This window comes from Streptomyces sp. Isolate_45 (genome assembly GCF_024721315.2).
Taxonomy (GTDB): Bacteria; Actinomycetota; Actinomycetes; order Streptomycetales; family Streptomycetaceae; genus Streptomyces.
Map to the genome: position 1 here is coordinate 30,457 of NZ_JANFAK020000052.1, position 20,033 is coordinate 50,489.

A 20,033-nucleotide genomic window follows, 5' to 3' on the forward strand; every position below is an offset into this window, starting at 1 on the left:
CGGTGCCCAGGCCCGCGCCGGGAGCGGGACCACAATCGTGGGGGAGCGCATGAGTGAAGGAGAGTTCGACCCATCGGGGGACCAGGCGGTCTCCAGCGAGTTGGCGGGCGTCCTGCCCGTGGAGTTCACCGCGTTCCACTCCCAGCAGCACCGCGCCTACCTGCGCTACGCCCACCTGCAACTGGGCAACGCCAAGATGGCCGAAGAGGTCGTCGACGACGTGTTCACCTTCCTGCTGAAGGCGTGGGGACAGGCGCTGCGCGAAGCCAGCCTCCACGGCTTCGCGTGGGCGGTCCTGCGCGAGCACGTGGAGCGGCGGCTGGTCGTCCTCGCCCGCCCGGTCGCGATGGTGGAGACGGCCTGGTTCGCCGCGCTCCGCAGGACCTCCCGCGAACGCCTGGAACTGCTGGAGTCCAAGCTCGGCCTGTACGCGGCGATCGCCGAACTGTCCGAGCGGCAGTACGACGTGGTCCTGCTGTCCTTCCTGCTCGGCAACGAATCCGACACGGTCGCCCGGATGATGGGGATCTCACCGGCGACGGTCCGTTCGCACATCCGCGGCGCCCGACGAACCCTGTCCCGCAAGCTCGGGGTGGACTGGATCCCCGGAGAGGAGAAGGAGCAGTGAGCGACATGCCCCGTGACCGCGACATGGCGCTGCGCGAGCTGGACGCGGCCCTGAAGGACGCGTTGGTGCTCGTGGAGGAGTACGCGGGCTACGACGAGGGCGCCGCCCGGCGCCGCATCGCCCGCCGCGTGGCCGCCGACCGCTCCAGGCCGCCCGCCGGTACGGTCTGCGGCACGGCCGCATCCCCTCCCCGCCGCCACGCCGCGGTGGACGACCTGGTCCTGGACGCCGCCTGCCACGTCCGGGCGGCACGCGCCCTGGACGACCTCACCTGGACCCTCGTGGAGAGCCGGGACTTCGCCGAAGTCGCCCTCGCCGCCGACTCCTGGCCCCACGGCGAGGACTCGGCGCTGCTGTTCGGCTGCCTCCTGCACCTGGCCGACCGGACGGAGGGCGCCCGGTTCTGGTTCCAGTACGCGGCCGGAGCGGGCTCACGGACCGCCGCGCGCTGCCTCCACCTGCACCACCTGGCGCGCGCCGAGGTCCGTACCGCCCGCCACTGGAAGCAGCAGGTCCAGGCCCTGCCTCCCGACGAGCACATGCCCCCGCTGCCCCCGGTCCCGGAGGACCTCGAAGAGGCCCTCGGCGCCTCCGTCATCTGGACCTCACCCCCCATCACCACCCAGGACCTGACGGGCCTCACCTGCGGTCCCGGCCGTTCGGGACGCCCGCCCTACCGGCTCCCCGGCCGGCTGCGCCAGGCCGTCACGGCCCGCACCGCCAAGGAACACCCCGACCTCGGGGACGTCCTCACCCCCGGCCGGCAGATCGCCGTGGCCGTGGCCCAGCACGCCCGGCTGGACCCCCGGTACCTGACCGACCAGGCCCGCGCGTGGTCCAGGGAGCCCACAGCTCGGACCGGGACCGCGACCGCCGCCCGTACGGTCACCGAGGCGGTCCGGTCCGTCTCGTCCGCCCCGCTGGAATCCGTCCACCAGGCGCTGCGCGTGCTGGAGGTGATCAACCGTCACTCGGGCGGAGTCGGTCTCACACAGATCGCCCGGGCGACGGGACTGCCCCAGCTGGTCCTGGCCCGCGCCATGGAGCAGTTGATCAGGGCCGACCTGGCCACCGAGGTCGGAGCGGATGCCTACACGGCGGGCAACGCCCTGCTGCTGACCGGCACGGTGAGCGGCGCCACGCCCGGGGAGGGCCGGGGGCGCCTGCGGGAAACCCTCGCCTGGGTCCGGGACGCCGTCGGCGCCGCCGTGTACCTCGCCCGCTACACCGACGGCGAGGTCTCCATCGTCCAGTACGCCGACGGCCCGACCGCACCGCTGGTCGAGGAGTGGGTGGATTTCCGTGCCGCCGCCCACGCCTCGGCGGTCGGCAAGGCGCTCCTCGCCCAGCTCGGCGAGGCCGACCGCAGGGACCACCTGGCCCGGCACCGGATGGCCCGATTCACCCCGCACACCCTCACCCGCCCGGAGGCCCTCTTCCACCAACTCGACGCCCGCCCGCCCAACGCCCCGCTCCTCGACCTCCAGGAGTACGCGCTGGGTACCGTGTGCGCGGCCGTCCCCATCACGGCGGGCCCCAACGCGGAGTGCGTGGCCCTGTCCATTCCGGTCCCGGACCCGCTGCGCCTGGGGCAGGCGGCACGGATCCTGCAGAGCGAGGCCGCCGCGGTGTTGCTCGCCCTCATCGTCGCGGGCAGCACCGCCCCGACGGCCACCGCGGAAGGACCCGACGGCGGCGCCCCCCGGTCGGGCTCGGCGGGACGGGAGAGCACACTCCTGTCACCGACCGCCTAGAGCAACACCTTCCGACCGCCTAGAGCCACACCTTCTGACCGCCCGGATCCACTCCGACGAAACGCCGGCCGACCGGCGTTTCGTCCGTCCGTCCGGAGGAGGTGGCACGCCCCGCCGGGGGCACGGCCCCTTCCAGGACGCGCAGCCTCCGCCACCGCCGGCTATGGTGGGAGAGGGGTACACCCCTCGGAGCGTGCCATGCGATGCACGACCCTCCTCTGTGCCGCGGCCCTGACCGCCGTGACCACTCTCGGCGTCACCGCGCCACCACCGGACCCGGACGATCGCCGACTCGCCACGTTCTACCAGCAGAAGATCGTTTGGGGCCCGTGCCCGGCCTCCCACCCCGCGGTCATGCGGTGCGGGACGCTCACGGTTCCCCTCGACCACGCGAACCCCGCTCAGGGCACCATCGAGCTGGCCCTGTCCCGGATCCCGGCCACCGGGCCGCACCGGCTGGGCTCGGTGGTGCTCAACTACGGGGGGCCCGGCGCGAGCGGAGCCAAGGGCACGGCCGAGCGCTACGACCGCTGGCGGGACCTCGCCCGGTCCTACGACATGGTCGGCTTCGACCCCCGGGGCATCGCCCGGAGCTCCCCCATCAGCTGCGGCGGCGCCCTGCCGCTCGTGGGCACCGAGTACATGGCCGCCGCCGAACTGTTGAAGGCCACCGAGGCCGCGAACCGAGCCTGCGAGAGCCGTACCGGCCCGATCCTGCACCACGTGGGCACGGCGGACGTCGCCCGCGACATGGACGTCCTGCGCGCGGCGCTCGGCGAGCCGAAACTCAACTACGTCGGCGCCTCCTACGGCACCCGGATCGGCGCCGTCTACGCGGCCCAGTTCCCGCGGCGCGTCGGTCGGATGGTGCTCGACGGCGTCGACACCCTCTCCAAACCGGTGACCGAACAGGCCCTGGAGGTCACGAAGGGCCAGCAGCTCGCCTTCGAGGGGTTCGTCACCTGGTGTACCGCGCAGCCCGGCTGCGTCTTCGCGGGCACGGAACCGAGGCAGGCCGTCGAGAAGACCGAACGGCTGGTGGCCAGGCTGGACGAGACCCCGCTGCGGACCGCGGCCGGCGAGGAGTTCACCGGCCAGTCGCTGGCCCTCGCCATCGAGAACGGGCTGTACCGGACCACTGATTGGCCCGAACTGGCACGCGGCCTGGGCCTGCTGGAGCGGAACGGGGACATCACGTCCCTGGCGGCCCTCGCCGAGCCGGAGGCGGACAACGAGGGCGCCGCCCTGACGGTGGTGAACTGCGCCGACTACACCGACCGCGGAGCCGGTGACGCCGCCGCGGTCCAGCGCAAGTTGGACACCCTGCTGCCGGAGTTCCGGAAAGCCTCCCCGATCTTCGGACGCGGCGAGCTCTCGGAGACCGAACTCTGCCACGGCCAACCCCGGGCGGACCGGTTCGTCGCGGACATCGACCACCCCGGAGCCCCGCCGATGCTCCTCGTGGGAGTCCGCAACGACCCGGCGACCCCGTACTCCTGGACCGAGGAGATGGCCCGCCGGCTCGGTTCGGCCGTCGTCGTCGACTACCGGGGCCACGGCCACACCGGCTACACCCACTCCACTTGCGTGAAGCGGCACGTCGACCGGTTCATGTTGACGGGCCGGCTACCGGAAGGGAACGCGGGGAAGGGCGAGGACGCCGGTTGGGTCGGCGGGAACACGGTCTGCCCCGCAGAGGAAGTGAACGCGAAGGGCAAGTAGGCCGCCCGGCGGCCCACGCCCCCGGAAGCCGAGGAGGCGCTCCATGCGAGGAGTTCACCGGGCCGGGTGGGCCGCGGTCGTGACGGCCATCGCCCTGGTGGCGACGGCGTGCGGAGGGGGAGGTGGCGGTGACGGCGAGCGCGCCGACATCGTCAGCGCTTCCTGGGGCGACCCGCAGAGCGCGCTGGAGCCGGGCGACAGCAACGAGTCCCAGGGCATCAGGGTCCTGGACATGGCCTTCAGGGGTCTCAGGAGGTACGACCCGGGGACGGGCGAGACCAAGGACCAACTCGCCGAGAGCATCAGGACGACGGACGGCCGGACCTTCACCGTCACCCTCAAGGACGGTTGGACGTTCAGCAACGGTGAACCGGTCACGTCGCGGTCCTTCGTCGACGCCTGGAACTACGCGGCGGACCTCCGCAACACACAGAAGAACGCGGGGTACTTCGCGAGCATCGTCGGCTACGACGCCCTGCACCCGACCTCCGGCGAGCCCACGGCGACAGCCATGTCCGGACTGGCCGTCAAGGACCCGAGAACCTTCACGGTCACCCTGAAGGAGCCCAACCCCAGGTGGCCGCAGATCCTGGGCCAGCACCCCTTCCTCCCCCTGCCCAGGACCTTCTTCACCGACCACGCCGGGTGGCTGGCCCGTCCCGTCGGTAACGGCCCCTACACGGTGGACTCGTACGCCAAGGGCACCGTGATGAAACTGCGCAGGTGGGACGGATACCCCGGTGCGGACAAGGCGCAGAACGGCGGCATCGACCTCAAGGTGTACACCGACAACAACACGGCCTACACGGACCTGCTCGCCGGCAACCTCGATCTCGTCGATGACATCTCCGGGCAGCAGTTGAAGAAGGTCCGGGAGGACCTCGGCGACCGGTACCTGACCCGGCCTGCCCTGATCATCCAGACCCTCGGCTTCCCGATGTACGACGCCCGGTGGAACGGGCCCGGGATGGAGAAGGTCCGCAAGGGCATCTCCATGGCGATCGACCGGGACGAGATCACCCGGCAGATCTTCCGCGGCACCCGGACGCCGGCCAAGGACTGGACCTCCCCGGCCCTCGGCGTCCGGGGCGGCTATTCCGACGACGTGTGCGGGGAGGCCTGCGCCTACGACCCGGTGGAGGCCAAACGTCTCGTCGCGGAGGGTGGCGGACTGCCCGGCGGCAGGATGACGATCACCTCGAACACGGACGCCGGATCGCACCGCGAATGGATGGAAGCGGTCTGCAACAGCGTCAACAACGCCCTGGGGCAGGGCCCGGTCTGCGTCATCGACCCGGTCGGTACCTTCGCCGAGTTCCGCGACCGCGTCGAGGGCCACCAGGTACCCGGCCCCTTCAGGTCCAGCTGGCAGGGCGACTACCCGTACATCCAGGAGTTCCTGGAACCCCTCTTCCACACCGACGGTCCCGTCAACGACTCCGGTTTCAGCGACGGCCGCTTCGACCGCCTCGTCGAGGCCGCCAGGGCGGAGCCGGACACCGACCGGGCCACGGCGCTGTTCCTGGACGCCGAGAAGGTCCTGGCCGAGCGGATGCCGGCGATTCCCCTCTGGTACCAGAACGGCGGCGTCGGCTTCTCCGAACGCCTCTCGAACGTGACGCTGAACCAGTTCGGCGCTCCGGTCTACGAACAGATCGAGGTCGGCTGACGACAGTGCCGGTGCGCTGTCTAAAGTCACCTGCATGTCGAGGACCACACCGCCGCGCCCGCTCGATGTCGAGGCGCTCTTCCCGGAGCTGAAGGCCTACCGGGGCACCACCACCCGGCTCCATCCGCGCCCGGGGCGCCCGGACGCGACGGCGAGTTCCGTCGGAGGTCCGCTGCTCTGGCCGTCGGACGAACCCTGGCCGGTCTGCACCGAGCCCCACGGCCACGCGGTCGGCCGACGTCCGGAGGACATCCACCGGCGACGGCACCTCCTGGCAGCCGCATGGCGCCGGGAACCGAACCCCGGTCCCACGGAGGAAGAACGGCGGCTGCTCGACGAACTCGATCGACGGCATCGCGTCGAAGGGGACGCGGCAACCGGTCCGCTGCCGCTGATCGGTCTCGCCCAGCTGTATGCGAGGGACGTCCCGGACCTGCCGGCCATGCCGGCCATGCCGGACGGCTGCGATCTGCTCCAGGTGTTCTGGTGCCCGTTCGACGCACACGGCCCGAGCGGCTCCGAGATGCTGCTCGACCTTCGCCGGCGCCGCTCGTGGGAGGTCACCGACGTGCTGACCGCACCGCCGCGGCCGCAGGTCGTCGGCTACGAGGGGTACGTGCCGGAGCCTTGCGCACTGCATCCGGAACAGGTGGCCACGTACCCGTTCCCCGGCCTCCTCCCGGAGGACCTGTGCGCCCGGATCGACGCCTGGGAAGAGGCCCTGGAGGAGGCCGAGCAATCGGCGGACGAGGACACGGCGGCGCCGGTGGGTTACCAGTACGACCTGTCGATCCCACCGGGCTGGCGTGTCGGCGGCTTCGCCTCCTGGCACGCCACCGACCCGTACCCGATGGACTGCCCGACCTGTGCGACACCGATGCGTCTGCTGCTGACCGTCGACAGCACGGAGTGGGACGGCGGAAGCGGCAGCTGGAGACCGCTGGAGGAAGACGGCCTGGCCCCGCACCCCTTCGCCACGCCGACCGAGGTCACCGTGGGCCGCTCGGGCGAACTCAACGTCTTCGTCTGCCCCGACGATCCCGACCACCCGCACCGCCTGAGCATCCAGTAGCCCCGTCACGAGCGGCAACCGCCGGACGCCGGACGGCGTCCCCACTGCCGGGGGTGGTGCGGGTGCGGGTGGGGGCAGGGAACGGGCGCGGGTTTCGGCCGACGGCGGTGCTGCCGGGCGTCGCCGCGGCGGCGCTGTACGGCTGGGCCCACTGGTACTTCGCGGGGCCGGGCTCGCCGCCGGCCGCGGTGGCCGTCGCCGTCGGGGCGGTGCTGTGCGGCGCGGCCTGCGCGGTGTACTTCGTAAGGGTCCACGGCGGCGGTGCGCTCTTCGGGGCGCTGTTCCTGGCGGTGGGCCTGCTGCTCACCGTGACGACGGCGGACCGGGCCGCCGGGCGGGCCGAGAGCGCCGTCTGCGTGGTGCGCGAGGTCCACAGTCAGGTGCAGGGGTCATACGGCGAGGGCGCTCCGCCCGCCAAGACCGTGCACCGCGTCGACCTCGACTGTCCTGGTGGCTACCCCGACGAACTGAAGGGCGACGGGCCCCCGCCGGCACGGGGCGAGGAGATCGAGGTCGCCTACGACGCCCGGCGACGGGTGTCCCCGGAGCCGGCGGGCACCACGTCGCCGTGGAAGCCCGCGGTGTGGGCCGTCCTGCTCCTGGGCGCGGCCGGACTGATCGCCGCCAGGAGCCCCGAACCGGCCACATAAAACGGGAGGGGCCCGGATCCGAACGGATCCGAGCCCCTCCCGGGCAGTAGCGGGGACAGGATTTGAACCTGCGACCTCTGGGTTATGAGCCCAGCGAGCTACCGAGCTGCTCCACCCCGCGTCGGTGAACCCAACCCTACGGCACCGGGAGGGGTGCCGGTGACCACGTCGCCGGGAGCGCCGTCGGGGAGCACGAGCGCGGAGTCGGCGTGGACGGTGATCCGCACCGGCCCGACCGCGGCGCCGTCCGTCGGGTGCGGGGCGGGGGCGAAACGGGGGTGGGGGGCGGCGCTGATCTGCCAGCGGATGCGGTGACCGGCGGCGAAGCGATACGCGGTGTGGCCCATCGTGGCGGTGACCCGTACGGGCGCCGCGCCGTCGGTCCGCAGCGCGGCCGGTCCGTCGCAGACGTTCGTGGAACGGCCCCGGGGGTCCACGTCGCACAGGCGCGTGAAGACCACCGCGCGCCCGTCGGCGGAGAGGCTCAGCCGGGCGAGGACCGGGCCCAGTACGTCGACGGGCTCCGTGAGCGGCGGCCCGGTGAAGGTCAGGACGTCGCCGCGGGCCTCCAGGGTGGTGTTGTCGCGCGGTCCGGCGCCGAGCGACAGCAGTGGGCCGCCGACGGACGGGGTGGGTTCGGCGGGGTCGTACGTGAAGGAGGCGAGCGGTGCGCCGCCGTCGGGGGCCTGCCGGATCAGGTGACCGTCCGGCGCGGGGAACCAGGGGCGGGCGGACCGGGGCGGCGGCCAGTCGTCGAGGTCCCGCCAGGCGTCCTGGCCTCCGACGTGGACCCGTACGGCCGTGGGGCGCAGGCCGGAGGGGTCGGAGCACAGGTGGGCGCGCAGCCAGGCGAGGCTCTCCGCGAACACCTCGGGCCAGCCCTTCCCGAGGGCGGAGGTGTGGGTCCACGGTCCGACGAGGAGGCTGCTGTCGCGTCCGGCCGCCCGCCGTAGCCGGGCGTACTGCTCGAAGGTCTGGCCGGCGAGGGTGTCGTACCAGCCGGTGATCATCGCGGTGGGCACGCCCGGCACCTCGGCGGCCGCCGAGGTGGACGCGCCGCCCCAGTAAGGGTCGTTCGGGTCCGGGGCGGCGATCGCCTCGTCAAGCCAGGCGGGTACGCCGCCGAGCGCGTCCGCGTGCGAGTCCGGCGGCGGGGTGGAGGGGGTGAGGCCGCGCAGGAGGCGCCGCAGGCGCAGCGTCGCCCTCAGGAAGGGCAGTGCGCCCTGGTGCTGGTGGGTGATGGCGGTGCCGACGAGGAGGGCGTGCTCCAGCTGGAGGGCGCCGTCCGCGTGGAACAGCGCCCGGGGGTCGTGCAGGCCGAGCTGGACGACCATCGCCCTCAGCTCCGGCGGCGGCTCCAGGGCCAGTGCCCACTGCGTGTAGCCGAGGTAGCTGGGGCCGATCGTGCCCAGGGTGCCGTCGAACCAGGGCTGCTCCCGCAGCCATGCGACGGTGGCCGCGCCGTCGCCGGCCTCGTTGCGCCAGAGGTGGAAGCGGCCGCCCGAGCCGCCCGTTCCCCGGCAGCTCTGCAGGACCACGTGGAAGCCCTGTTCGGCGAAGAGCATGCCGTACTGGGGCCCCCACGGCAGGCCCCTGCCGTAGGGCGAACGGACGAGGAGCGTCGGGAAGTCGCCCTGTGCGCGGGGGAAGTAGTGGTCGGTGACGAGCGGGCTGCCGTCGGCGGCCGGGACGGCGAGTCCCCGCTCCAGGCCGACCTCGTGGAGACGGGCCGGGAGTCGGCGCCAACCGGCCCTCATCAGGCGTGCGGACAGCGGCGGCTTGCCGGCGGGCGGCGTCCAGGCTGTCGAGGCCGTCCTGGGCGGGGCGTCGTGGGCAGGTGTCATGAGTTCCCCTCCATTATTCTCGTACATGGTACGAGAATAGAGGATGCTTGGATGGGACCGACAGGAGCCGCAGCCGAAAAGGAAGGAACACCAGCACCGTGACCGCAGAGGGCGCACCCGGCGCCGCCGACGGAGTCGACCCCGGACACCTGTGGCTGAGCCCCGAAAAGCCCCGCAGGGGACGCAGGCCCGCCTTCACCCGCGAGGCGATCACGGCGGCGGCCGTCACCCTGGCGGACGCCGAAGGCATCGACGCCGTCACCATGCGCCGGGTCGCGGCCGAGGTCGGCGCCGGCGTCATGTCGCTGTACAGCTACGCCCCCGACAAGGAGACCCTGCTCGACCTGATGGCCGACCGGGTCAACGCCGAACTGCCCGCCCCGGAGCCGCCGAGCGGCGACTGGCGCGCCGACCTGAAGGCCATCGCCCACCTCCAGCGCGCGCTGATGCTCCGTCACCCCTGGCTGCCCGCAGCCCTGCACGGCCGCCGCTCACTCGGCCCCCACGCCCTCACCTTCCTGGAACACGCCCTCGCCGCGCTGCGCCCCACCGGGCTCGACGCGACGGCGCGACTGGAAGTCTTCGCCCAGCTCACCGGATTCGTGTCCGGACACGTCGCGCACGAACTCGCGCAGGAGGCCGCGGCGGCCTCGCCCGACCGGATGGCGGCCGAAGCCCGCTACCTGGCCGCCGTCGCGGCCGACGGCCACCACCCGGAACTGGCCGAGGTCCTGAACGCGCCCGCCCGGCCCGTCACCCCCGGAGCCACGTTCGAACGGTTCCTGAACCGACTGGTCGACGGCCTCGACACCGACTGATCCGCCGCCCGGGGGACGCACCGCCGGCGCCGCGCCGCCCGCGGTGTGAGTACCTTTCGTGCATGCAGATCGAGGGTCCGCGGCAGCGGGGACACGTGCTTCTCGTGGCGGGCGACGCCGCCGTGCGCCGACGGGCCGTCCAGGTCGCGCCGAGCGCCAACCTGGCGGCGCTGGGAGTGGTCCCCGTCGCCGGGCTGCTGAACAGCGACGCCCCCGGCGACACCACCTACCTCGACGGGGTCCGCGACCCGAACACCGTCCTGACGCGGCTGCGCACGGCCGCGGCGACCCCGGGCCCGCTGTTCGTCTACCTGTCCGGCCGGCTGACCGTCGATCGCCGCGCGCACCGGCTCCACCTCGCCCTGGCGGGCACGACCAGCGCCTCCGTCCGCTGGACGGCCCTGCCCTGGGACTGGCTCGGCGGCGAACTGCGCGACCGCCCGCCCGGGTTGACCACGCTGCTCCTCGACCTCGTGGCGGACAGGGCGGCCTGGCCGCTGCTCCAGGAGTACGGTGGCCCGCCCGAGACCCCCACCGCCGACGTGTACGGCGTGGTCCGCCCGCCCGGATCCGTCGGCGGCGGCAACACGGTGAGCAGCTACACGCGGCACTGGATCGACCAGCTCCACAGCAACCCCACCCGCCCGGACCACCTGCGCCTGCACGCCCTCGCCGTGGGCGCCGCCGCGCTCCCGCCGGGCTCCCTCGTCCTGCCGACCGCCCGCGCGCTCGGCACGCGCCCCCGACCGGTCGGGCCCCCCGCAGCCGGGGCGCACGCCACCGGCCCGGCACAGGGGTTCCCCGTACCGGCCCCGGAGCCGTCACGGGCGGCCGATGTCCCCGTACCCGAGCGGGATCCGCGCGCCCACATCCACGCCCTGGCCACCTCCGGGCGGCACCCGGAGGCGGCCGACCTCGCGCGGGCGTGGGAACAACACGTCCTGCGGACCCGCGGATCGACCTCCGACGAGGCCCTCGAATGGCTGGAGATCCGCGCCGACCTCGCCCGGATGGCCGACGACTTCCCGCTCGCCACCCGGCTGTGGATCACCGCGGGCCGCACCCGCCTGGCCCGGCAGCCCGCCGACGCCCCCGAGGTCCGGGCCGCCGCGACCGGAGCGCTCCACTGCTGGACCCGCCTCAAGGATCCGGACACGGCGACACGAGCGGGACTCGAACTCCTCGACCTCCTGCGCTCCCTGCCGCACCCGAACCCCGACCACCTGCGTCTCGCGGAGCAGCGGATGGAGCTCCTGAACCGGGCGCCGAGCCCTACGGCGGCGGGCGGTTGACCCCCGCCGGGGCGAAGCCCGCGCTGGTCAGGTGGAGGGGAACGACGACAACAGGGTGAGCGACAGGCGCAACCGCGCCGTGGCTACTGTGGGAATGCCGCGCGGTCGCGCAGGCATCGGCACGCATTCGATTCAGGGGGAATGGATGTCATCCCAGCCCACGGTCGTCGACCTGCTGGATCTCAGTCCGGACTTCGTCCGCGACCCCTACCCGGTCTACGCGAGCCTGCGCCGACGCGGGCCGGTCCACCACGTCAGCACACCCGACGGAAGGGACATGTGGCTGGTCGTCGGACACGACGCCTGTCGCACCGCCTTCACCGACCCGCGGCTGAGCCGTGACTGGCGCGGGTCCGGGAACATCAGCCAGATCATCAACACCGGCCAGGACCAGCCGGGCCTCGCCCACATGCTGATGTCCGACCCGCCGGACCACACCCGGCTGCGCCGCCTGGTGGCACGGGAGTTCACGACCCGCCGCATCGAGGCCCTCGCGCCGCGCATCCAGCAGGTGGCCGACGAACTGCTCGACGCCATGGAGGCGAACGAGCACCGCGGAGCCGACCTGGTGCAGGCCTTCGCCTTCCCGCTGCCGATGACCGTCATGTGCGAGCTGCTCGGCGTCCCCGAACTGGACCGCGGCGCGTTCGGCACGTGGTCCAACGAAATGGTCGCCCGCACCAGCCCCGAGGCCGAGGCGGCCGCCTACGAGGAGATGCCCCGCTACCTGGTCTCCCTCATCGACGCCAAGCGCGCCGCGCCCGGGGACGACCTGCTCAGCGGGCTCATCCACACCGTCGACGAGGGCGGGGACAGCCTTTCGCCGGACGAGCTCATCGGGATGAGCCTGCTCCTGCTGATCGCCGGACACGAGACCACGGTCCACATGATCGGCAACGGCATGCGGGCCCTGTTCGCCCACCCCGACCAGCTCGCCGACCTCCGCGCCGACACCGGCCTGTTGGACGGCGCGATCGAGGAGATGCTCCGCTACGACGGCCCGGTCGAGACGTGCACCGAACGGCTCGCCCTGCAGGACGTGGAGATGGGCGGGGTCGTGATCCCCGCCGGCTCCGCCGTCCTCATCGCCATGGCCGACGCCGACCGCGACCCCGCGCGCTTCCGGGAGCCGGACCGGTTCGACATCCACCGCGACGCCCGCGGTCACATCGCCTTCGGGCACGGGCTGCACCACTGTCTGGGCGCCCCACTGGCCCGGATGGAGGGCCGCATCGCGCTGCGCTCCCTGCTGGAGCGCTTCCCGGGGCTCACCCGTGACGCCGACGCGACCGAGCCGGAGTGGCTGCGCGGCATGCTTCTCAGGGGAGTCCGGGAGCTGCCCGTCCGCTGGTGAACCGGGCTCCCGAGTCGGCCGGTCGGGGCGGGTGCGCCTGCCGGCCCGCGTCGGGCCCCGGCGTCAGCCGCTCGGCTTCGCGCGCACGTGCATTCGTTCCCCCTGCCGCCCGAACAGGCTGAGGACCTCCACGGGCCGCCCGTCCGCGCTGCTGAACCAGTGGGGGAGCCGGGTGTCGAACTCGGCGGCCTCGCCGGGCCCGAGGATCAGGTCGTGCTCGGCCAGGACGAGCCGCAGCCGACCGTCGAGCACGTACAACCACTCGTAGCCCTCGTGCGTACGCAGCTCCGGTTCGCTTCCCCGGTCGGGGATCAGCATCTTGTACGCCTGGAGCGGGCCCGGGGTGCGGGTCAGCGGAACGACCGTCCCGCCGTGCGGCAGCGGGCGGGGCGTCAGCCGCACCCGGGGATCACCGACCTCCGGGGCGCCGACCAGGTCGTCCAGCGGAACGTGGTAAGCGGAGGCGAGCGGGAGCAGCAGCTCCAGACTCGGGCGCCGCTGACCGGACTCCAGCCGGGACAGCGTGCTCTTGGAGATGCCCGTCTCCTCGGAGAGGGCGGCCAGGGTGAGGCCGCGCTGGGTGCGCAGCCGCCGGAGCCTGGGGGCGACCTCGTCGAGGACCGCTCGGTAGGGGGTTGGGGTGTCCATGAGGGCATTTCACTCCGCCGTCCCGGAAACGGCAACAATATTTGCCGTCGGGATGCGGAGGGGTGCAGGCTCCCGCCCATGAGCACCCACAGCGCTTCCGGACCCACCCACCGGCACGGCCACGGCGCCGGTCACGCCGCCCCCCACGGCCAGGGGCAAGCCCACGGCCACGGCCACGACCACGGTACCGACATCGACTGGGCGGCCATGGCAACCCAACTGGAGACCAACGGGGAGATCCAGCTCCCGGTCCTGCGCGGCACGGCGGCCCGCCTCGGGGAGCTGCTCGCCGGCGCGGGGACGCGGGTCCGGCGCGTCCTGGACGTCGGCAGCGGGCCCGGCGTGATGACCTGCGTCCTCGCCGAAGCCTTCCCGGAGGCCGAGGTCGTCGCCGTGGACGCCACCCCCGCCCTGCTCGACCACACGCTGGCCCGCGCCGAGCGGCTCGGTCTCGACGGGCGGGTCACCGTCCGGCACGCGGAACTGCCCGAGGGCCTCGACGGCCTCGGCGCCGCCGACCTGATCTGGAGCAGCAAGGCCGTCCACCACCTCGGGGACCAGCAGGCGGCGCTCGACGGGCTCGCGGCCCTGCTGCGGCCCGGCGGCGTGCTCGCCGTCGCGGAGGCCGGGCTGCCGATGCGGTTCCTGCCCCGCGACATCGGCCTGGGCGCACCGGGACTCCAGGCCCGTCTCGACGCCGCCCTGGAGTACTGGTTCGACGTCATGCGGGCCGAACTGCCCGGCAGCGCCTCCCTGATCGAGGACTGGCCGGCGATGCTCGGCCGCGCAGGCCTCGGCCCGGTGGGCGCCTTCACCACCCTGCTCGACCTCCCGGCCCCGCTGGGGGAACCGGCCCGCGCCTTCCTCCAGGACCACCTGAGCCGGCTGCGGGAGAAGATGACCGACTCCCTGGACGCGGAGGACGGCAAGACCCTCGCCGTCCTGACCGACCCCGGGTCGGAGGCCGGCATCCTGCGCCGCCCCGATGCCTTCCTGCTGTCCGCCGGCACGGTCTTCACCGGGGTGCGCCCGGCCCACTGACCGCGACCCGGAGCGCCGCCGGCCCGGCCTGCCCGTCAGCCCGGTGTGGATCGCCGGACCGTGCCGATACGGGCGGCGAGGAGGGCGATGTCGTCGTCGGCGGAGGCCGGCACCAGATGGGTGATCAGCGTGTCGCACAGGTGGTCGAGCGGCTGCTCCGGTTCGGTGAGCAGCCGCGTCAGCTCGCCCAGCCGTTCGTCGATGTCGTGGTTGCGGGCCTCGACCAGCCCGTCCGTGTACAGGACCAGGAGGCTGCCCAGGGGCACGGTGAAGTCGGTCGTCGTGAAGCCGACGCCCCCGACGCCCAGGGGCACCCCGGGCGGGGTTTCGAGCAGGTAGACGGTGCCGTCGGGCTCCGCCACCGCCGGCGGCGGGTGCCCGGCCCGGGTGACGCTGCAACGACCGGTGGCCGGATCGCACTCCAGGTACAGGAAGGTGGCCAGCATCGGCTCGGCGAGGTCCGCGAGCGTCGCCTCCAGCTGGTGCAACAGGGCCGTCGGCTGCATGTCGAGGCGCGCCAGGGCGCGGACCGTGGCCGACAGCCGGCCCATGACCGCCGCGGCGGCGATGCCGTGGCCCATGACGTCACCGATGAGGAGGGCGGCCCTCCCGCCGCTCAGCGGGAGGACGTCGTACCAGTCCCCGCCGACCTCGTTGACGTCGCTGGCGGCGAGGTAGCGGTGGGCCGTCTCGATGCCCAGGGGCGGGGAGACGTGCTGCGGCAGCATGCTGCGCTGCAGGACCACGGCCGTCTCGTGCTCGTGCCGGTACAGCCGAGCGTTGTCGATGCTGATGGCGGTCCGGGCGGCGAGCTCACCCGCCAGGGTGACGTCGTCCGACCCGAAGGGTCCCACCGGCCGGGTGCGGTAGAAGGTGGCGACTCCGAGGACCACGTCCCGGGCCGTGAGCGGCACCATCATGAAGGAGTGCACGCCCGCCTTGAGCAGCTGCTCGGGCTTGGGGGAGTGCCGCGCCGCCGGGGCGATGGACCGCTCGTCGAACCGGGCCACCAGGAACGGCTGGCGGGCCCCGAGGGCCTGCGTGTAGGGCGCCGCCGCCGGGAAGGTGAGGGTCCTGCCGAGCGGGGCCAGGATGTTGGTGATCGCAGACCCGGTCAGCGGGGCCTTGCCCAGGCGCCGCAGGGCTACGCCCCCGGCCAGCCCCATGCCCGGCTCGTGGCCCCTCGCCAGTACGTCCAGCACGTCCACGGTGACCGCGTCGGCCAGGTGCGGGACGGCCAGGTCGGCCAGCTCCTGGGTCGTGCGCTCCAGGTCCAGGCTGGCGCCGATGCGGGCGCTGGCCTCACTGAGCAGGGCGAGCCTGCGCCGCCCGGCCTCCGCCTCGGTGTGGTCGCGCTGCTGCTCGGTGATGTCGAGGAGGGACGCGATGACGCCGATCGGCCTACCACCGGGATCCTCCACGCGCACGTACGAGCACGACCACACGTGGTCGTGCTCCGGGTCGGCCGGGGTACGGCCCGTGCGGCGACGGTCCAGCACGGGTTCGCCCGTCGCGAGGACCCGCCGCATCGCGTCCTCCATGTCGCCCGCGTTCACCTCGGGCAGCACCTCGGCCAGGCGCCGGCCGACGTGCGCGGACTCGGCCAACCCGTTCATCGCCTCCAGGGCCGGGTTGACCTGGAGGAACCGCAGCTGGGTGTCGAGGACGGCGATGCCGACCGGGGAGCGGGCGAACAGCCCGTCCCAGACGGCCGACGACCCCCGGATGCGGCGCGCGGCGTGCGCGTCGGCCGCGAACACGAGGACCGCCGAGGCGCCGTCGCGCCGGTCGGGCACGGGGCAGGCCCAGATCTCCAGCTCCAGCGGATGACCGTCGCGGTGCCACGCGGTGACCGTCCCCATCACCCCGTGCCCACCGGCCGCCGTCTCCCACAGGGAACGGCCCAGGCTGCGGTCGGCCCCCGGATGCAGCAGATCGGCGATGTGCCGCCCCAGCACCTGGGGCGGGAGGTATCCCAGCAGGTGCTGCGCTCCCTGGTTCCAGCGCACGATCGTCCCGTCGCCGCTGGTGGCCAGCAGGGCCACCTGCAGGGCGCCGAGCCAACCGCCCGCGTCCTGGGCGGCGTGGCTGATCAGATCCGCCAGTGGCTCCTCGTGCATTCCGTACCCGCCCTCTCGGGCAGCCTCAGCCCCGTGTCGCACCGACCCCCTTCAACGGCGTGCCGCACCCCACGGCCCGGCCGGTCGCCCGGTCCGGTTCCGCGGGCCGCGTCTCCTCCACACTCCCCATGGTCGCGCCGACGGCCGGGGAACGCCCCTCGGCCGTCGGTCCGGCGGTCAGGCCTGTCGGACGGCGGACACGTCGAACTCCAGCACCACCTTGTCGCCGACCAGGACGCCGCCGCCTTCGAGCGCCGCGTTCCAGGTGATCCCGTAGTCCTTGCGGCTGATCGGTACCGAGCCCTCCAGTCCGACGCGCAGGTTGCCCTGCGGGTCGGTGGCGCTGCCCTGGAACTCGAAGTCGATGTCGATCGACCGGGTGACGTCCTTGATGGTGAGGTCGCCGGTGACGCGGAAGGTGGTGTCGTCGAGCTGTGCCACCGCGGTGGACACGAAGGTGATGTTCGGGAAGGTGGGCGCGTCGAGGAAGTCGTTGGTGCGCAGGTGGCCGTCCCGCTGCTCGTTGCGGGTGTCGACGCTCGCCGTGCTGATGGTGACGGACACCGAGGACCTGGACGGATCCCCGCCGTCCAGGTGGGCCTTGCCCTCGAATTCGTCGAAGGAGCCGCGGACCTTGGTGACCATGGCGTGCCGGGCGACGAACCCGATCCGGCTGTGGGCCGGGTCCAGCGCGTAGTCGCCCGTCAGGGACGTGAGGGAGGTGGCGGTGCTCATGAACCGGCTCCGGAGGTTGGGGGCGGCGGGTGGACGGGCGTCAGACCGTGGCGAGCTGCGGGATGAGGCGCAGCGCGTTGTCGTGGTAGATCCCCCGGAGTTGCTCCGGGGTGAACGCCGGATCGGAGTCGAGGGCGGGCAACGCCAGGTCCGTGACGGTGTCGGCGGGCGCCGCCGGCCAGTCGGTGCCGAAGAGGATCCGCTCGGCGGGCACGTGCGCGAGGAGGGTCGCCGCGCTCGCCATGGGTCCCGCCGTGTCGTAGTGGAAGCGGCCCAGGTGGTCGCGGACGGTACCCGGGTCGACGGGCGGGTCGCAGAACCGCCCGAGGGCCTGCAGGCGCGTCGCGATGTACGGCAGGAAGCCGCCCGCGTGCGGCAGGATCACCGAGATGTCCGGGAACCGGTCCAGTGTCCGCTTGCTGATCATGTTCACGGCCGCCCGGGTGGTGTCCAGCAGGAAGTCGCACATGAAGTTGGGGATCCCCGGAACGGTCGAAGGTCCCGGCGGGCCGTCCGGCAGGTTGTGCGGGTGGGTGTCGACCACCGCGCCGAACTCGTTCAGCTCCGAGAACACCCGGTCGTAGGAGGGGTCCCCCAGGTAGACGCCCCCGTAGTTGGCCGTCACGTTCACGCCGACGGCGCCGAGCTGCCCGAGTCCGCGCCGGATCGCCCACGAGGACGCGTCCTGGTCGTCGAGGAAGAGCGGGACGTAGAAGGAGAACCGTCCCGGGTGGGAGGTCGCCACCTCGATCATCGACCGCAGCGTGATGTTGATGGCCTCGCGCAACTGCGCCGACGAGTGGTAGCGGGCGGGCAGCATGGGCTTGAGGACGGCCGTCACGATCCCCGCGCGGTCCATGAAGGCGACGGCGGCGTCGGTGTCGAGGCGCGTCCACGGCGGGAGCCGCTTCGGGTCGACCAGCTCGTGGCGCGCCGCCCACTCCAGCCACTCCGGCGCGCAGAAGTGGTGGTGCATGTCGATCTTCGACCGGTTCGTGTGGGCCGCCCCCGTACCGGGCGCGGCGACGTCCCCGGCGGGGCCGGGTCGCACGTCCGGAGCGGCTCCCAGAAGGACCGGCCCGGTGGTGCTCGCGGTTTCAGGCATGCCGATTCACCATCCGTTGTGGGGTCTGGTCAGTTGCCGGGTACGACGGCCGCCGGCGCGATCGGCGTGCCCGCCGTGCGCGGCGAGGCCTTGGCGCCGCGGTCCGTGGGGGACGGTACGGGTTCCAGGACGAGCCGCAGCCTCTCCAGCCCGCGGAACGCCGCCACCGGGCCCTTCAAGCGGGCCGCCCGCGCCTCCTCCTCGGACTCGGCCAGCTCCATCTCCGGGAACTCCCGCAGGAGACAGGACAACGCGATTTCGAGCTCGAGCCGCGCCAGGGGTGCGCCCAGGCAGTAGTGCGTGCCGTGCCCGAAGCCCAGGTGCATGCCCTGGATCCCCTCCCGGGTCACGTCCAGGACGTCGGGGGCGCCGAACTGCTCCGGGTCCCGGTTCGCCGAGGAGATGGCGATCTGGACGAGCGAGCCCTTGGGGATCGGAGTGCCCCGTACCTCCGCGTCCTCGGCCGCGTACCGGAAGGTGGACGTCTCCACGGAACCCTCGAAGCGGACGAGTTCCTCCACCGCCCCGGGGATCAGCGCGGGGTTCAGCCGCAGCTTCTCCAGTTGGTCGGGACGGAGCAGCAGGTCGAGGACGGAGTTCCCGATCTGGAAGGCGGTGGTCTTGTGCCCCGCGAAGAACAGCACCCACAGGGAGGAGACCAGCTCCGCGTCGTCCAGCCCGTCCTCCGCCCGGACGAGGTCGCTGAGGAAGGAGTCCGAGGGGTGGGCGCGGGTGTGCGCGATGAGGCGGTTCAGCCGGCCCTGGAGCCACTCCTCGGCAGCCCTCAGCTCCGCTTCCATCCGGGGATCGAACCGGGCCCGCGTCACCACCGCGAACTGACCGAGGATCTCCGGGCGGTCCTCCTCCGGAATGCCCATCAGTTCGCACAGCACCGTGATCGGGAACGGGAACGCGAACGCGGGGATCAGGTCGACCGGATCCGTCTTCGGGCACGCGCGGAGCAGCCCCTCCGCGATCTCGGTGATCCTCGGCCGCATCCCCTCCACCCGCCGGGGACTGAAGGCCGCCCTCAGGGCGCGGCGCAGCCGTGTGTGGCGGGGCGGGTCCGAGTTGAGGACGTTGTCGTCGAGGTCGTCGAAGAAGCTGCCGTACACCGCGTGGTAAATGTCGAGGGCCCCGCGCATGTTCTTGCTGAAACGGGGGTCGGACAGCGCGTCGCGGGCGTCGTCGTAACGCGTGATCAGATACGTCTCGACGCCGTGGGAGGGCGTCAGACGGCACACCGGCGCCTGCTCGCGCAGCGCCGCGTAGACGGCGTGCGGGCACGTCCGGAACTCCGGCGCGCCCCTGGAAACGGACGCCACGATGTCGCGCAGCGATTCGCCGCCGTTCGGTGCCGCATTCTCCTGCGCCATGTCTGAGTACCCTCCGTGATGCTCGCGTTCGGCGACTCACGGGTTCCCTGCGGCGCCCCGCCGCGAAACGGGCCGTGCCTCGTTCGAGTGAGCCGGCCGCCCCCGGGCACGGGCCCGCCGTGACCGGGCCCGCCCCGCGATCGGAAGAGGACACGTCTGAAATCCAGTCACATTGGACAATCTGGTTTTGCGTCTTTTGCTTGAA

The 20,033-nt window shown here is 73.0% G+C and carries 15 protein-coding genes, 1 tRNA gene and 1 pseudogene; 10 read left to right on the top strand and 7 right to left on the bottom strand.

Annotated features, from left to right (window positions below):
- Positions 1–49: 49 nt before the first annotated feature.
- The 6 genes and pseudogenes from NOD94_RS18705 (at position 50) to NOD94_RS18730 (ending at position 7,495) form a co-directional block, all read left to right on the top strand.
- Positions 50–628 (top strand): sigma-70 family RNA polymerase sigma factor, encoded by a 579-nt coding sequence (locus NOD94_RS18705; protein WP_281207117.1) that lies wholly within the window; start codon positions 50–52, stop codon positions 626–628.
- Between the two features lie 920 nt (positions 629–1,548).
- A pseudogene (locus NOD94_RS18710) lies at positions 1,549–2,277 on the top strand (IclR family transcriptional regulator C-terminal domain-containing protein); the annotation flags it as partial.
- A 303-nt stretch (positions 2,278–2,580) separates the two neighbouring features.
- The gene (locus NOD94_RS18715; protein ID WP_281207118.1) at positions 2,581–4,104 is read left to right on the top strand and encodes an alpha/beta hydrolase; all 1,524 of its coding nucleotides are present in this window, start codon (positions 2,581–2,583) and stop codon (positions 4,102–4,104) included.
- Between the two features lie 43 nt (positions 4,105–4,147).
- Positions 4,148–5,773 (top strand): ABC transporter substrate-binding protein, encoded by a 1,626-nt coding sequence (locus tag NOD94_RS18720; RefSeq protein WP_281207119.1) that lies wholly within the window; start codon positions 4,148–4,150, stop codon positions 5,771–5,773.
- 34 nt (positions 5,774–5,807) lie between these two features.
- Positions 5,808–6,845 (top strand): hypothetical protein, encoded by a 1,038-nt coding sequence (locus NOD94_RS18725; RefSeq protein ID WP_281207120.1) that lies wholly within the window; start codon positions 5,808–5,810, stop codon positions 6,843–6,845.
- A gap of 68 nt (positions 6,846–6,913) precedes the next feature.
- Entirely contained in the window at positions 6,914–7,495 is a 582-nt protein-coding gene (locus tag NOD94_RS18730) for a hypothetical protein (protein WP_281207121.1), read from the top strand.
- Positions 7,496–7,542: 47 nt separating this feature from the next.
- Here NOD94_RS18730 and NOD94_RS18735 read toward each other — a convergent pair.
- Together NOD94_RS18735 and NOD94_RS18740 are read right to left on the bottom strand one after the other, a co-directional pair.
- Positions 7,543–7,616 (bottom strand) — tRNA-Met (locus NOD94_RS18735).
- Positions 7,594–9,252, bottom strand: coding sequence for a CocE/NonD family hydrolase (locus tag NOD94_RS18740; RefSeq protein WP_281207131.1), 1,659 nt, complete (start codon positions 9,250–9,252; stop codon positions 7,594–7,596). Before NOD94_RS18740 ends, NOD94_RS18735 begins: the two co-directional genes overlap by 23 nt.
- Positions 9,253–9,437: 185 nt before the next feature.
- On the opposite strand from NOD94_RS18740, the gene NOD94_RS18745 reads away from it, so the two are divergent.
- The 3 genes from NOD94_RS18745 to NOD94_RS18755 all read left to right on the top strand — a co-directional run bounded on the left by NOD94_RS18745 (position 9,438) and on the right by NOD94_RS18755 (position 12,803).
- Positions 9,438–10,157 carry a TetR/AcrR family transcriptional regulator gene (locus tag NOD94_RS18745; protein WP_281207122.1) on the top strand — a complete coding sequence of 240 codons (720 nt, stop codon included), beginning with the start codon at positions 9,438–9,440 and terminating at the stop codon, positions 10,155–10,157.
- A gap of 62 nt (positions 10,158–10,219) precedes the next feature.
- Positions 10,220–11,449, top strand: a complete 1,230-nt coding sequence (locus NOD94_RS18750) for a hypothetical protein (RefSeq protein ID WP_281207123.1) — start codon at positions 10,220–10,222, stop codon at positions 11,447–11,449.
- Positions 11,450–11,594: 145 nt separating this feature from the next.
- Complete coding sequence (locus NOD94_RS18755; RefSeq protein WP_281207124.1) at positions 11,595–12,803, top strand: cytochrome P450; 1,209 nt, start codon at positions 11,595–11,597, stop codon at positions 12,801–12,803.
- 63 nt (positions 12,804–12,866) lie between these two features.
- Here the strand turns inward: NOD94_RS18755 and NOD94_RS18760 are convergent, their stop codons facing one another.
- Positions 12,867–13,451, bottom strand: coding sequence for an XRE family transcriptional regulator (locus NOD94_RS18760; protein ID WP_281207125.1), 585 nt, complete (start codon positions 13,449–13,451; stop codon positions 12,867–12,869).
- Positions 13,452–13,529: 78 nt separating this feature from the next.
- Here NOD94_RS18760 and NOD94_RS18765 point away from each other — a divergent pair, with 78 nt between their 5' ends.
- A complete protein-coding gene (locus tag NOD94_RS18765; protein ID WP_281207126.1) occupies positions 13,530–14,492 on the top strand; it encodes a class I SAM-dependent methyltransferase in 963 nt (320 codons plus the stop codon).
- Positions 14,493–14,527: 35 nt separating this feature from the next.
- On the opposite strand, the gene NOD94_RS18770 is transcribed toward NOD94_RS18765, so the two are convergent.
- From NOD94_RS18770 to NOD94_RS18785, 4 genes are all read right to left on the bottom strand, one after another.
- Entirely contained in the window at positions 14,528–16,612 is a 2,085-nt protein-coding gene (locus tag NOD94_RS18770; protein WP_281207127.1) for a SpoIIE family protein phosphatase, read from the bottom strand.
- A gap of 177 nt (positions 16,613–16,789) precedes the next feature.
- Positions 16,790–17,347 carry a YceI family protein gene (locus NOD94_RS18775; protein WP_281207128.1) on the bottom strand — a complete coding sequence of 186 codons (558 nt, stop codon included), beginning with the start codon at positions 17,345–17,347 and terminating at the stop codon, positions 16,790–16,792.
- Positions 17,348–17,387: 40 nt separating this feature from the next.
- Positions 17,388–18,452 (bottom strand): amidohydrolase family protein, encoded by a 1,065-nt coding sequence (locus NOD94_RS18780; protein ID WP_281207129.1) that lies wholly within the window; start codon positions 18,450–18,452, stop codon positions 17,388–17,390.
- Between the two features lie 29 nt (positions 18,453–18,481).
- Positions 18,482–19,828 (bottom strand): cytochrome P450, encoded by a 1,347-nt coding sequence (locus NOD94_RS18785; protein ID WP_281207130.1) that lies wholly within the window; start codon positions 19,826–19,828, stop codon positions 18,482–18,484.
- Positions 19,829–20,033 lie beyond the last annotated feature (205 nt).